Source organism: Candidatus Symbiopectobacterium sp. NZEC151 (assembly GCF_025962655.1).
GTDB lineage: Bacteria > Pseudomonadota > Gammaproteobacteria > Enterobacterales > Enterobacteriaceae > Symbiopectobacterium.
On sequence record NZ_JAGFPE010000001.1, the window covers coordinates 908231 to 920832 of the forward strand.

Sequence of the window (12602 nt, forward strand, 5' to 3'; positions counted from 1 at the left end):
TATCTGGCTTAATTAGCACTATAATCGGCGGTATATTCACATTGTGGGGGACGATGATCGAAGGTAGACACCAGCAGAGAGGAAATGAAGAACAGACTAAGGATATTAAACTAAATGTATTGATTGGCGTTAAAGTGGAAATAATATCCCTCCTTGATGTTTATAATAATAGAATGTTTAAGGCAATCAAACTATATGATTGTTCTAGCCCATTTTTTCTATTTTTCCCAATCACACAATATAACTTTTCTTTCTATATGACTGGTAACGTGAGGGCTTATGAAAGGAATCTGTAAGTTATGTCTCGAAGAGAAAGAACTTCAGGAATCTCATAGCATACCCAGAAGTTATTTCAAACGTTTAAAGAAAAATGATTCACAGTTGATTACATGTCAGAAAGGAAGCAAACCAAAACGAGAAAATGTTGATCCGAAAGAGCCATTGTTATGCTTCGCATGTGAGCAGTTTATTAGCCATGAGTTCGAATCATATGGAACAAGGTTGTTGAGAAATCATCATAATATACGTAAAAACTCTGACCATATAATCATCAACTCATTCGATTACAAGCGATTTTATCTTTTCTTGCTAAGCATACTATGGCGAGCGTCCGTCTCTAAAAGCGTTCATTATTCAACAGTGAATGGTGTACCTGAGCTCGATGACTTGATGAGATATTGCATTAAAAACAAACAGGTGAGGATCAATAAACTTAGCCATTTGAAGGTGGACAACTTCATCCGTATTTGTGTGTTCAGATTGATAGACACTACTAATAACATTCCTGATCATGTTATTAAATCTATTCTTAGCAACTTTGCCTTTTTAAAAAATGATGAAACAGACAGTGTAATATGGTATTTTATTGTGGAAGGGTTTGCTATATTCTATGTTTTCTCTGCTTCTAAAGATTACCATGATGTCATTAAAATAAGGTTAAAATCACAGTTGACTATGGGTAGTCATCAGAAGATCTTTAAGATTGATATTTTTAAAGATGCACTTTTTTCAGAAATTTTTATTGATTTGCTTACTTCCGCAAGTGAACATAAATGATTATTTCATACTGGTGTGGCCGACTTTCAGTACAAAAACTCAGGTACACAAAAATAGTTGAATAATTTATAGTATGTACGACCATGAATCATTGTGCATGCTCTGGTTTGGGGATATAAAAAGTGCTATTAAATTACCGTTTTATATACCAATGTTTAACTTAAGAACTTGATGGTGATTATTCTCATTTATAGAATTTTATGATAAAATACTTTCCAAGTTAAATTTAATCAAAGAGAGTATATATTGCATACAGAGTTCATGTTGCCTGTGTTTAACCTCCCATTAAGGGATGAGCCTAACCGTATGGCGACTATCCTGAAGTCAGCAGGATTGACACTGACAACATCACGTATTGATATTTTGTACCACCTCACTCAAACTTCTATTCCTTGTACAGCGTCAGAACTTTCAAAGCTCTTGGACATCCCGCTGTCAACAACACACCGCAATCTTTCAGTATTGGCTTGTGCTGGTTTAGCCAATTACATTATTGACCGATCAGGGGTATCCCGCTGGTTTTTGTTGGTAAAGGGAAAGACTAATTTTTGTCCATGCTGCAATCAGGAATACCGTTCCGTTTGTTGTACGTAGTGGGTAACATTTTCCTGCTAAATCTTCCTCAATAAGTAGGGCAGGGGAAACTCGCGCTTGCAAATCTGGATGTATTGGTGTAGGGTTTGAAATGGATATTTATGTAAAAAAACTTTGTTCGAAAAAAATCCATCATACCCTGCACCTCTCGCCTCAGTTCTAAAGGGGCTTTTTGTCATGTCCTTTTGTTTGTTTTGCGGTGGTCTGATGGTAATAACTTGTAGTTTAGCTTGTGTATGTACGTGGGTTAATATAACTACCTGAAGGGGGGCCTTTGATAGAAAAGTCATATCCAGTACCAACTGATTCAATTATTACTCCATACAAAACCATCACACACGATTACGGTAGTTATCCACTTATTATCGGTGATCGCTTCCACCATAATGGCTACGCATATTTAATCAATACAACAGAACCTTCCGGTGTAAGGTTAGATATCCTCTGCCCAATAGCCGCAGAACTAGAAGCTATTCTGGCAACCTATAGCCGTGTATTTTTCGCTTGTTTTGAATTACGCTTGCCTAGTGGTAGTCCTGTTGAAGTTGGCAATAAGTGGGTGCGTCAGCTATTCAAAAAACTGCGTGAACGCCTCAAGTCTAAATACAAGAGACCGGAGGGCGTCACAAGTCCAATCAACGATTTTGCATTCGGCTGGGTACGGGAGAAAGAGAGAGCAAAACAAGACCATTACCATTGCTGGATTGCACTTCCGCATCGTCAGGTTCAAAGATTAGGCGGCCCGACATATGGGATTGGGGGTGCAGTTATGGATGTCTGGAGTCAGCTAACTGGCGGAGAACACACGCTGGTGGACCTTTTGGGCAAAGATGAACGGTATCCGAAAAGTTATGTTATTGAGCGTGGTAAGCCCGAAACACTTGAAGGTCCGTTATATTGGGTATCATACCTTGCAAAGGTGCGTGGAAAGTATCAAACTGGTAAAGGTGACCGTGTACATTCAACATCACAATTAAGAAATAAGAAATTGTAGTCTCCAAATCCTTCATAGGAAGGCCAGTATCTAAATTTGCACTATAAGCAGTACCAACCCATTACCCATATCAAAAAAACCTTATAGTGACGCACTCAGGATGTTTAACAGGGTTCTTTTCCCATCACCTTAAGTTAGATTTAAATTTATGAACATCATTCTCGATTTTGCTCAAGGATTAACCGTAGGGCTACCGCTTTAATCGGAGTAGCCCTTTATTGTTTTCTCAGATCTATTCACGAAAAATAAATATTATAAAAATGTACAACAAAACTATAAGTTTCATAAACCAAAAATGCTCAGATCAGAGCCATTTGATAGGTTACTACAAATAAAATAAGGTTTTTTTCAATACGTTATAGGCGTGAAACCAATAATCACTGTGTGAAATCTGTTGGTTTCCGCCTAAAGAACGATCTACTGTGCCAATGTATAGTTGTAAGAGGCCTAAGTTTTAGTTCGTCTAATGGCATGATGCTTTTAAAAGTAAACGCCGATTAATCATTTACTTTGATAGCGCCATTTCTTAACAACCAAATTAATCTGTTCCAAGGTCAGGGCCTGTTGTTGCCAACCCTTGTCAAAATCTACATCATTAGACCGAGGTAGTTGTTCTGCCAATAAATTACGAATCATAACCCTAGTAGGCAACGTTGCGGCTTGACCGACGAAAATAGCCTCTTGCCGCCGTAAGCCTGAAAGCATTTTTGTTAAACCGGACATTGAATCTGGCAATACACTACGGACGTGTTCTCTATCTGCATCATTGGTGATCCGTAGTACAATCCATGAATTACATTGTGATAAAACAGTAGCTTCAACTTCACTGGGTCTTTGCGAGACTAGCAATAAGCCAACGCCATATTTTCGACCCTCTTTTGCAATCCGGCGAATAGCTGATTGCGCTGCTTCATACTGTGCTTCGCCACGATTGGGAACATATCGATGCGCCTCTTCACAGACTAATAATACAGGGCTATTTTGACGCTCTGTTTCAGACTGCCAAACTTTAAGCTGAAAAACAATTCTTGCTATTGCTGCGCTTGCAACTCCAGCCACTTCATTTGGAACGCCAGAGAGATCAACTATCTGTACAGTTGTATTTTGAGTCAAAAATTGATTAACGACAATTGGTAAAGGATCTTGCTCTCCATCCCAACCATTCATCATAAATTTAAGCCGTCCATCTTTTAACAACGAATCGATCTTGCGAACGACTTTACTAAAGTCCTCATGCTTGTTTTTATCCTTACCATCTGGTCGTTGTATATTTATTGCACCAATTAGGCCTTCCTCATATAATACGCCACCTTTGCAACCAAAATGGTCTAACCCTTCAGCACTACCTAAAATATACGGAACTGGCGAATCAACAGTTAATTGACTTTTATCCAAACCAAGTCTCTCAGCTGTTTGTTCACGTACATAAATTAAAGCATTCTTAATGATATTAGATTGAGATGTAGCAGCGAACTCTGTTTTACCTATGAACAAACTTAACGATTCTTCTAGATCAAGTAGCCAGTAAGGTAATTTTAGCGTCCCTTCATCTGTAGATAACCGTTGATGCTTAGGAAATGCTTTGCCGTACTCATTATGTGGATCGAGAATGATAACTTGCGGATGCCAGTGCGTATGCTGAGCAATCTCACCACGTTCAAGAATGCTGTGGATCACCGCCGCTACTGTACCTGATTTACCTGAGCCAGTTGAGCCTAAGATTGCAGTATGTTTCCCTAGCAACTCATTAAGGTCGGCATAGCATGGAGCGCCACCAGAGCCGACATGCTCGCCAAGCTGTATTACAACACCTTTGGCATCACCATATATAAACCTAAGCTCTAATTTCGGTGTAAGATAAATTGTTTGCTGCGGCAAAGGGTAAGTAGCAACACCTCGTTCAAATTCAAGTGTAAACTCGCTTTCAGCCTTTAATCTCCATTCGCCTTCACCAAATAGTTCAGCTTCAATAATTCTCTCATCCGAACCAACAACCGGTATCCCTTTTTCAAGCTGATAATCCGATTTCATACGTAAACGACTAACCAATCCATAAATCGTACGACGACCAAAGTGAACTTTAATAATGGAGCCAAACTGACCAATGGGGTAGTTCTCCCCTGCAAAAACTCTGGATAATTCGGAAATGGAAGGATCAAGTTCTGCAATTATACGTGAACCATCTACCTCTATAATCTTACCAATAGCCAAATTTTCGATTGGTTTTGTATACTTACTATCCATATCAAACTCCGCCTTCAAGAATCTGTGTCAGATATTCAAATCTCCACCATTGAATACTGTGGGGCGATTCAATAGTAGTATCTGCATGGAAAAATCCTTTATCAGCAAAAATAAGTACTTGCTCACTGATAGCATTATCTTCATGCCAAGCCTTTAACACACCCGTGGGGTTTGCATCACTTGTGAAAACAATTATGGTCAAATTACCATGGGACGATTTTAACCCTTTATCAATCTCTAAATTGATATGTGCATCGCCAAAGCTATATCCGATAATTAATAAAACACGTTGATTACCATTTCTAGGGTTTAAAACAAGTCGAGCTCTTTGCATCAGATTTGCATATGGATCGAGCTGAGTTTCTCGATATTTTGTTGATGCAGGCCAAATCATAATTTTCGATGATTGATTTCTACTATGCTTAAGATGCGGGGCAATGCGTAAAGGCGTAGATGATAAAGGATGTTCAACCCAATTTATTGAACCATGCAGCTTTAATACTCGTGCTTCTAATCCTTTTTGCTCAAACGTAGAAGGAGACCACCACCCTGACACGCCACCTTCTAGACCATCAGCATAACGCAATTCGGACAATGCTAGAGAATCTTCAATTAATGTATCGTAATTCATCACTAGATAATCGATAGTTCCCGAATGGTTATCTTTTCCTGGCCTCATAGGTCGATGAAGTGCTTTCACAAATCGCTCATGAATTTCAGAATCTATGTCTATGTTGATAACTTCAAAAATCGCCAATTTGATTTCATCAATAACTTTCAACAATTGGTCATTACTATACTCTACATTCCCGATTTTTACGTTACTCGTATCAACACCACGGTTAGCACGGCGAGAAGTAATAGCTAACCAATCAACTAATTCACTTAAGTAGTCTTCGATGTGTGAGGCTGGATTTGCATCAGCAAAAGAAGATTGGATAACATTCAATATCTGCTTTGAATCCGCAGATAGTTTATCGCTTTCTAGTGCTTTGGCAGTAAGCTGATTAGTTAAAGGTAATCCCGCACAAGCGCTGGCTCCTGCTCCAAGCAATACAGATTTTGAATGTGAAAGCAGCTCCTCAAGCTTATTTAAAGCACTTCTGAATTCTTTTTTTTCAAAAATACTAATATCAAATGCCATACTCTCTCCCTGCTACCTTTACATAATCAAGAGTTGAATGTTCTAAAGCATTTTTGAATCGCCTGATTAGTTTTAACTTAGTGCAAACCCCACTTAATTGACTTTTCTTATTTAGAAAAATGATGAAAATTTAACAAAAACCGATTTAGATATTCCAATGGCGCTTAATGGTTGCTATACCCACCCCTAACGCGACAGCTGCTTTAGCTTGGCTCAAGCCTTGCGCTCTGGCCTCCTGTACTCGTTTGAAGGTGCCTGTAGCAGCGGGGCGACCTAATTGCCTTCCTTCTCTCTTCGCCCTCATTAAGCCCTCTTTGGTGCGTTCTACAATGCGTGATTTCTCGAACTCCGCAAAGGCTGAGAACATTTGCAGCATCAACTTACCTTCTGCACTGGCAAGGTTCCTCACAGGCAAATCCAAAGATACCACATCAATATTACGCTCAACCAACATTGCGATAGTCTGCTGTACATCAATATTATCGCGACCAAGGCGGTCGAGTTTTAACACAACCAATCGATCCCCAGCTTCCAGTTTATGATTGACCATATCGGCGAAGGATTTACGTTGCATTGCCAGTACACCACCGGAAACAACTTCCGATACAACACGGCTGTCAATTACCTCATAGCCAGCCTGACGGATCGCCATGATTTGGTTTTCTGTCGTCTGCTCGCTGGTGGAAACGCGACAATAGGCAAAAGTACGGCTCATAACATCCCCTCAGTTGGTATCAATATACGGTATCATAATCAATCTTTGGTATCTTTATGTCAATACCCTAATTTTTTGATACTAGTTCTGGGGGATGTACACTGGTGTCATAAAACGTTCGATTGTTGATACCGCTCTGACTACCATCTCGAAACCACTATGCTGATATTTGCCAAACATCCAGTAGCCCCCTTCGAGATAGAAATAACCTGCTTGATCATGCAATCCAAATTTGACGATATTTGAATTATGAAACATCGATTTAATGAAGGTGCTTTATGCGGATGTTAGGAGAGTAAAGTGAGGTAGCAAAAGTACTACCTCTAAGTGGGATTTAGCGAAAGTCTTTCATTGTGTACTTGTACGTTACAACATCGGAGCCAGCGTGAAGCTCGGTTATGGTCAACGCACTGCCATTAACAGAAAATACTACATTGAACTCAACGGTGCCTGAACCATTCCAGCGGTTGGAACTTTGCCCCGTTTCTTTCCATATCACATTTGCATCAGAAAGCTTGCAATCATAAGAAAAACGTTGACCATCAGATTGTCTACGGTAAGAAAGAGTGAATACGCCTGCTGTATTCGTTTTCTCTGCTTTGACACTATTCAAATCACGCCCAAACATCCCGGCGATTGCGCTTCGGCAAACCTGCATATCAGAGAACGGCTTTGTACTTGCCGCTGCCATGTTTGCTGGTGCTGCGGCTTTAACCTTAGCTACGCTCGTTGCTGCGAAGGTGGTGCTTGTCGGTGCAGCTGCTGCTTGGGGCGCAGATGATTTGTCAGAGCTGCTGCTACAACCTTTAATGACAGCAAAGACCACAATGGCAATAAAGATAAAACCACGCACAGGAGACTCATAGGGTTTTTTAACGCCGCAATTGGGACATATCTTTGCACCAGATGAAACCGCGTGCCCGCACTCCCTGCACATTTTCATTGCCATGATAATCTTTCCTTAATCATCAAGTTCAACAACATAGCGACCACCTTTATCTTTAATAATGTACTTGTACAAGTCATCACAGAAGACCGTGACCGAACCTCCAAAAGCTGCGGGATAGACGCCATTCACCTTGTTACATCGATAACCAGCCTGCTGTATCACAGCCTGACTTTCTGCCTTTAACTCAGGTGAGCCATCGTCTGCGAACGCACTACATGCACTTAATCCCAGAGCTACTATAAGAATCTTTTTCAAAATCAGTCTCCATCGCTGAAATGGTTAAGAAATAATCGGCATACACACAAAATTTATTAATTAGTAAAATCGATCATTAATATACTATCGATCGTTAAAACTGATCAATATGGTTATTATAATGATTGGGTGAAATTCTACACAGGTTGCTGAAGTGTAAGCGAACGTTCGGTACAGGAGGGGGGTAAGATGAAAGGCCATATATTTGTGATGTGTGGGTTACTAACGACGTTTGCCGCCGAGGCTGGGCGGATCACCATGAGCAATTCTGACGAACAGGAGTTGCAGGGCGAAAAGCGGTTGTGCTTTTACGAAAACAGCATTTACTTGTTTACACTGGTGACGCGCTCTCAGTCCTGCCCGCATACTATGACTTTCAATACCGCTGAGAATGAAAAATAACCAACCAAAAACCCCCATACAGGCGGGGTTAGGTGTATGCTGATTGTGTACATTTTCTATATATGTTATTGAAATATAGATATAATGTATTATCAATGTGTTAATAATGCACAGGGTTAGCATTACTGATTTGTTAAATCAACCACACGAAGTAAATCCTTCAAGGGTGGTGTATGTGTATATCTTGCTGTGATGCCTAGTGATTGAGTTCTACTATGACCTACGACAAACTGAACAAGCGATGAATTACCAACGGTAGCTATTGCATTGCTTATGAATGTATGACGTAACGAGTGCACTCTACGTTTGAGGCCATACTCGTTGTAGTGGGGAATGCCTAATTCATCCATCAAGCTTATCCAGTCTTCCGTAGTAGTCGTGTAGTTTGGAAGATTGCCAAAGACAGGATCGGAATCTTTTAGGTTTTCCACACAGGCCAAAAGCCCTGCTTCTATAATTCTATGAATTGGAACCTGTCGTCTGGCGTGTTCGGTCTTCCCTGTGTCAATAAAGATATACCAGCGCCCGGTTTCCTCATCTTTTCGTATGTGATTCTTACGGATCTCCGATATCTCACCACGCCGAGCACCTGTATAAACCAGTGTAAGGAAATACCATTTCCGATAATCACTATCTGGTAGGGCTAAAAGACGCTCTTTGATCCGGTTCAGTTCGCTGGCGTTGTAGTTTCCACCCCGGTTGGGTTTCACCTCGCAACTAATCTGATCAGTAGGAGATTTGGTCAGAATATCCTTCTGATCTACAAGATATGTTTTAAACAGCGAGCGCCAGAGCTTTAAATGCTTGTGGACGTGCTCACTGGCGATGAGGTCATCTTCGGGAACGTCATATTCGATGCAATCAGCAAGACTCATTCTGGAGTAGGGCAGTCTAGTCCTAGTAGGCAAATTTTCCGCAACCTTGAGAGCTTCCCTTATATGTTGTTTAGAGATTTTATCGACGGGAATATTACCAACAACATGGTAGAGGACATCAAAGAAGCGCTGATTCTCGTTTGCTGTCTGCTTACGCCACTTTTGACCTTTATCCTTTCTGAAGTCATGCCACGCTTCCAACAATCTTGGGCCGTGCGCTGTTTCAGTCTCGGCAATTGTCGTCATATTTTGCTCTACTGGCGTCGGGTTAACTGGCGAGACTGCATTTTGTAAAGCTGACCCCATCGAATCAATGATCTGCTGGTATCGTGGCAAATCACCAGAATAGAATGCTTCATAAGCCTGTGACATAAGGGCCTGATTCATATCTATCTGGCTGGCAATATGGTGAATCTGTTCAAGGTCGGATTCATTAACCGTTAACCTCTTCATTCTGAGTGCTGCAGTAATCATTCTGGCGGAAAAATTGTCGCCATTGTACATATTACTCAAATGGTGGCTTGCGTAGCCCCGCGCCTCTTTTGCCGTGTCTAGGGGCGATAAAGGTTCACCTGTAATCTGTTTGTGATATCGGCCTAATTCTGGTAACCGTTTAGCCTCTTCAATGCCACCTTTTAGCCAATTCAAAAGATATTCATCAAAGTCTTGTTTTGTGGCGGCGCGGTAGCCTTGCATTTTGTGTTTGAACTCTTCGAGGCTCATAGTTCCATTCTGCACAAGGGGAATGAAAGGGCGGAGCTGATTCATGATCACTTCTGCTTGCTTTCGGCTATCAGTGCCGAGAGTCAGACGTACAAAACTTGTTGAATCATTTAGTCTAAAGTTAGTGTAGAATGTGCGCCCACGAATCATTGTGTGTGGCAGCTTGTGTGACATATTGTTTGCCATGCTGTGTACCATGAAATAGTTATATATCAGTGAGTTAAGTTATTATTGGTGCTAACTCGTTGTTTTTGAAAGTATACCAGACGCCTGTGAAGGCGACACTCTGAGGCTGCTCAATGAGCGAAAAGTTACAAAAAGTGCTGGCGCGCGCTGGCCACGGCTCACGCCGCGAGATTGAAGGTATTATCCAGGCAGGCCGTGTGAGCGTGGACGGCAAAATTGCGACGCTGGGTGACCGCGTCGAAGTGACCAAGGCAACCCGCATTCGTATCGATGGTCATGTGGTTTCCGTTAAAGAAACCGAAGAAGCGGTCTGTCGTGTACTGATCTATTACAAACCGGAAGGTGAGCTTTGCACCCGGAGCGATCCCGATGGCCGCCCGACGGTGTTCGATCGCTTGCCGAAAATGCGCGGTTCGCGCTGGGTGGCGGTAGGGCGTCTGGATGTGAATACCTCCGGCCTGTTGCTGTTCACTACCGACGGCGAATTGGCAAACCGCTTGATGCACCCCAGCCATGAAGTAGAACGTGAATATGCGGTGCGGGTGTTTGGTGAAGTGGATGAGGATAAACTCAAGCTGCTGACCAAAGGCGTACAGCTTGATGACGGTCCTGCATCGTTCTGCACCCTGAAGTACAGCGGCGGCGAAGGATTAAACCAGTGGTATAACGTCACGCTGACAGAAGGGCGTAACCGTGAAGTGCGTCGTCTGTGGGAAGCGGTTGGCGTGCAGGTAAGCCGCCTGATTCGTGTGCGCTATGGCGATATTCCCTTACCAAAAGGGTTGCCGCGCGGTGGCTGGACAGAAATGCCGCTCGAGCAACTTAACTACCTGCGCGAACTGGTGCAATTACCGGCTGAAACCACCAGCAAGCTGCCGGTTGAGCGCGAGCGTCGTCGGGTGAAAGCGAATCAAATTCGTCGTGCGGTAAAACGCCACGGCCAGGCCGGTCCAGCGCGGCGCAGTGCGCCAAAGCGTAACGGCTAAGCGCGATGTTAAGGTAGTCGGTTTTACGCGGGGTGTGTCGTCGCCACACCCCGTGACATCAGTCCAATCTGCTTACCAATCAATCCCTTGTTGGGCCTTTATGCCCGCATCAAATGCATGCTTTGTCGGTCGCATTTCCGTTACCGTATCCGCCAATTCCAGCAACTCGCGGTGGCAGCCGCGCCCGGTAATAATGACGCTCTGATGGGCCGGTCGCTGTTGCAGTGCGGTCACCACGTCTTCCAGCGCCAGATAGTCGTAGCTCACCATGTAGGTCAGTTCGTCGAGGATCACCACATCGAGCGAAGCATCGGCCAACATACGTTTGCCGTGCTGCCAGACGGCTTGTGCTGCCAGCGTATCACCGGTGCGATCCTGTGTGTCCCAGGTAAATCCGGTTGCCATCACCTGAAACTCAACGCCGTGCTGGGCGAGCAGGTTGCGCTCGCCGTTGGGCCATTCACCTTTGATAAATTGAATCACGCCGACGCGCAGGCCGTGGCCTACCGCGCGTGTCGCGGTGCCAAACGCCGCCGTAGTTTTTCCTTTGCCGTTACCGGTAAACACCATCAGGATGCCGCGCACGTCGTTGGCCGCCGCGATGCGTTCGTCGACCCGTTGTTTCAGTTTTTGCTGGCGCTGCTTGTGGCGATCGTTATCCATGGTCAGGGCTCCCTTATACGGCTGGGCCGGGCTTTCTGCCCGGCTGTGCGTCGAAACTCATGCCGGTTTTGCGTTTGCTGTCATCACCCATTAAATAAAGGTAGAGCGGCATAATCTCGGCCGGGGTTTTGAGGCGTTGGGGATCTTCATCCGGGAACGCGCTGGCGCGCATTGCGGTGCGCGTGCCACCCGGATTGATACAGTTAACGCGCAAATGCTGGTTGCGGTACTCATCGGCCAATACCTGCATAAGCCCTTCGGTGGCGAATTTGGAAACCGCATAGGCTCCCCATTCAGCGCGACCGACGCGACCCACGCTGGAACTGGTGAACACCAGAGAGGGGCTGGCGGCTTTTAGCAACAGGGGTAATAGCGCCTGCGTCAGCATAAACGTCGCATTCACGTTAACTTGTATCACCTGATGCCAGTTCGTCGGATCCTGTCCGGCGATCGGTGCGATATCCCCGAGCAACCCCGCGTTATGCAGTACGCCGTCAAGGTGCGGTATCTGTTTTTCCAGGTCAGCCGCCAGCGCAGCGCATGTCTCGGCGGTGACTGTCAATAAATCGCAGGGCACAATCAGTGATGGTGTCCCGGTTTCACGCAGGATTTCTGCTTGTACATCCTGTAATTTATGTTCGGTGCGACCCAGCAGGATCGGCCGGGCTCCGTGGCGCGCGTAAGTGAGCGCGGCTTCGCGGCCGATGCCATCGCCCGCGCCGGTGACCAGAATAAGGCGGTGTTTGAGAAGATCATTCATGGGTTGATAATGCACGGTGCTTTCCTCTATACGCCGCAAACCATAGGACGTAACGG

13 protein-coding genes are annotated in these 12602 nt (G+C 44.0%); 5 read left to right on the forward strand and 8 right to left on the reverse strand.

Annotated elements, in window-relative coordinates; all coding sequences use genetic code 11:
- The first annotated feature begins 279 nt into the window (after positions 1-279).
- From J5067_RS04200 to J5067_RS04205, 3 genes are all read left to right on the forward strand, one after another.
- Complete coding sequence (locus J5067_RS04200) at positions 280-1056, forward strand: hypothetical protein (protein ID WP_264627941.1); 777 nt, start codon at positions 280-282, stop codon at positions 1054-1056.
- 306 nt (positions 1057-1362) lie between these two features.
- Positions 1363-1650 carry a helix-turn-helix domain-containing protein gene (locus tag J5067_RS23265; protein WP_369076095.1) on the forward strand — a complete coding sequence of 96 codons (288 nt, stop codon included), beginning with the start codon at positions 1363-1365 and terminating at the stop codon, positions 1648-1650.
- A gap of 274 nt (positions 1651-1924) precedes the next feature.
- Positions 1925-2644, forward strand: a complete 720-nt coding sequence (locus J5067_RS04205) for an inovirus Gp2 family protein (RefSeq protein ID WP_264650497.1) — start codon at positions 1925-1927, stop codon at positions 2642-2644.
- Between the two features lie 501 nt (positions 2645-3145).
- Here the strand turns inward: J5067_RS04205 and J5067_RS04210 are convergent.
- The 5 genes from J5067_RS04210 to J5067_RS04230 all read right to left on the reverse strand — a co-directional run bounded on the left by J5067_RS04210 (position 3146) and on the right by J5067_RS04230 (position 7951).
- Entirely contained in the window at positions 3146-4888 is a 1743-nt protein-coding gene (locus tag J5067_RS04210) for an ATP-binding protein (protein WP_264650498.1), read from the reverse strand.
- 1 nt (position 4889) lies between these two features.
- Positions 4890-6032: an SIR2 family protein gene (locus J5067_RS04215; RefSeq protein ID WP_264627644.1), complete on the reverse strand. Its 1143-nt coding sequence runs from the start codon at positions 6030-6032 to the stop codon at positions 4890-4892.
- Between the two features lie 145 nt (positions 6033-6177).
- A complete protein-coding gene (locus J5067_RS04220) occupies positions 6178-6747 on the reverse strand; it encodes a recombinase family protein (protein ID WP_264627645.1) in 570 nt (189 codons plus the stop codon).
- A 334-nt stretch (positions 6748-7081) separates the two neighbouring features.
- Positions 7082-7696: a hypothetical protein gene (locus J5067_RS04225; RefSeq protein WP_264650499.1), complete on the reverse strand. Its 615-nt coding sequence runs from the start codon at positions 7694-7696 to the stop codon at positions 7082-7084.
- 12 nt (positions 7697-7708) lie between these two features.
- Positions 7709-7951 (reverse strand): hypothetical protein, encoded by a 243-nt coding sequence (locus J5067_RS04230; RefSeq protein WP_264627647.1) that lies wholly within the window; start codon positions 7949-7951, stop codon positions 7709-7711.
- A 189-nt stretch (positions 7952-8140) separates the two neighbouring features.
- On the opposite strand from J5067_RS04230, the gene J5067_RS04235 reads away from it, so the two are divergent.
- Positions 8141-8353: a hypothetical protein gene (locus J5067_RS04235; protein WP_264627648.1), complete on the forward strand. Its 213-nt coding sequence runs from the start codon at positions 8141-8143 to the stop codon at positions 8351-8353.
- Positions 8354-8475: 122 nt separating this feature from the next.
- On the opposite strand, the gene J5067_RS04240 is transcribed toward J5067_RS04235, so the two are convergent.
- Complete coding sequence (locus tag J5067_RS04240; protein WP_264650500.1) at positions 8476-10137, reverse strand: tyrosine-type recombinase/integrase; 1662 nt, start codon at positions 10135-10137, stop codon at positions 8476-8478.
- Between the two features lie 113 nt (positions 10138-10250).
- On the opposite strand from J5067_RS04240, the gene rluB reads away from it, so the two are divergent.
- Complete coding sequence (gene rluB / locus J5067_RS04245; RefSeq protein WP_264642643.1) at positions 10251-11123, forward strand: 23S rRNA pseudouridine(2605) synthase RluB; 873 nt, start codon at positions 10251-10253, stop codon at positions 11121-11123.
- 72 nt (positions 11124-11195) lie between these two features.
- On the opposite strand, the gene cobO is transcribed toward rluB, so the two are convergent.
- Positions 11196-11786, reverse strand: coding sequence for a cob(I)yrinic acid a,c-diamide adenosyltransferase (gene cobO / locus J5067_RS04250; protein ID WP_264642644.1), 591 nt, complete (start codon positions 11784-11786; stop codon positions 11196-11198).
- 13 nt (positions 11787-11799) lie between these two features.
- Positions 11800-12561 carry a YciK family oxidoreductase gene (locus tag J5067_RS04255; RefSeq protein WP_264650501.1) on the reverse strand — a complete coding sequence of 254 codons (762 nt, stop codon included), beginning with the start codon at positions 12559-12561 and terminating at the stop codon, positions 11800-11802.
- Between the last annotated feature and the right edge of the window lie 41 nt (positions 12562-12602).

Excerpts from the sequence above, each read along its gene's own strand:
- J5067_RS04210 (WP_264650498.1), bottom strand. The coding sequence starts at position 4,888 with ATGGATAGTAAGTATACAAAACCAATCGAAAATTTGGCTATTGGTAAG.
- J5067_RS04225 (WP_264650499.1), bottom strand. The coding sequence starts at position 7,696 with ATGGCAATGAAAATGTGCAGGGAGTGCGGGCACGCGGTTTCATCTGGT.
- J5067_RS04220 (WP_264627645.1), bottom strand. The coding sequence starts at position 6,747 with ATGAGCCGTACTTTTGCCTATTGTCGCGTTTCCACCAGCGAGCAGACG.
- cobO (WP_264642644.1), bottom strand. The coding sequence starts at position 11,786 with ATGGATAACGATCGCCACAAGCAGCGCCAGCAAAAACTGAAACAACGG.
- J5067_RS04200 (WP_264627941.1), top strand. The coding sequence starts at position 280 with ATGAAAGGAATCTGTAAGTTATGTCTCGAAGAGAAAGAACTTCAGGAA.
- J5067_RS23265 (WP_369076095.1), top strand. The coding sequence starts at position 1,363 with ATGGCGACTATCCTGAAGTCAGCAGGATTGACACTGACAACATCACGT.
- J5067_RS04215 (WP_264627644.1), bottom strand. The coding sequence starts at position 6,032 with ATGGCATTTGATATTAGTATTTTTGAAAAAAAAGAATTCAGAAGTGCT.
- J5067_RS04240 (WP_264650500.1), bottom strand. The coding sequence starts at position 10,137 with ATGGCAAACAATATGTCACACAAGCTGCCACACACAATGATTCGTGGG.
- rluB (WP_264642643.1), top strand. The coding sequence starts at position 10,251 with ATGAGCGAAAAGTTACAAAAAGTGCTGGCGCGCGCTGGCCACGGCTCA.
- J5067_RS04235 (WP_264627648.1), top strand. The coding sequence starts at position 8,141 with ATGAAAGGCCATATATTTGTGATGTGTGGGTTACTAACGACGTTTGCC.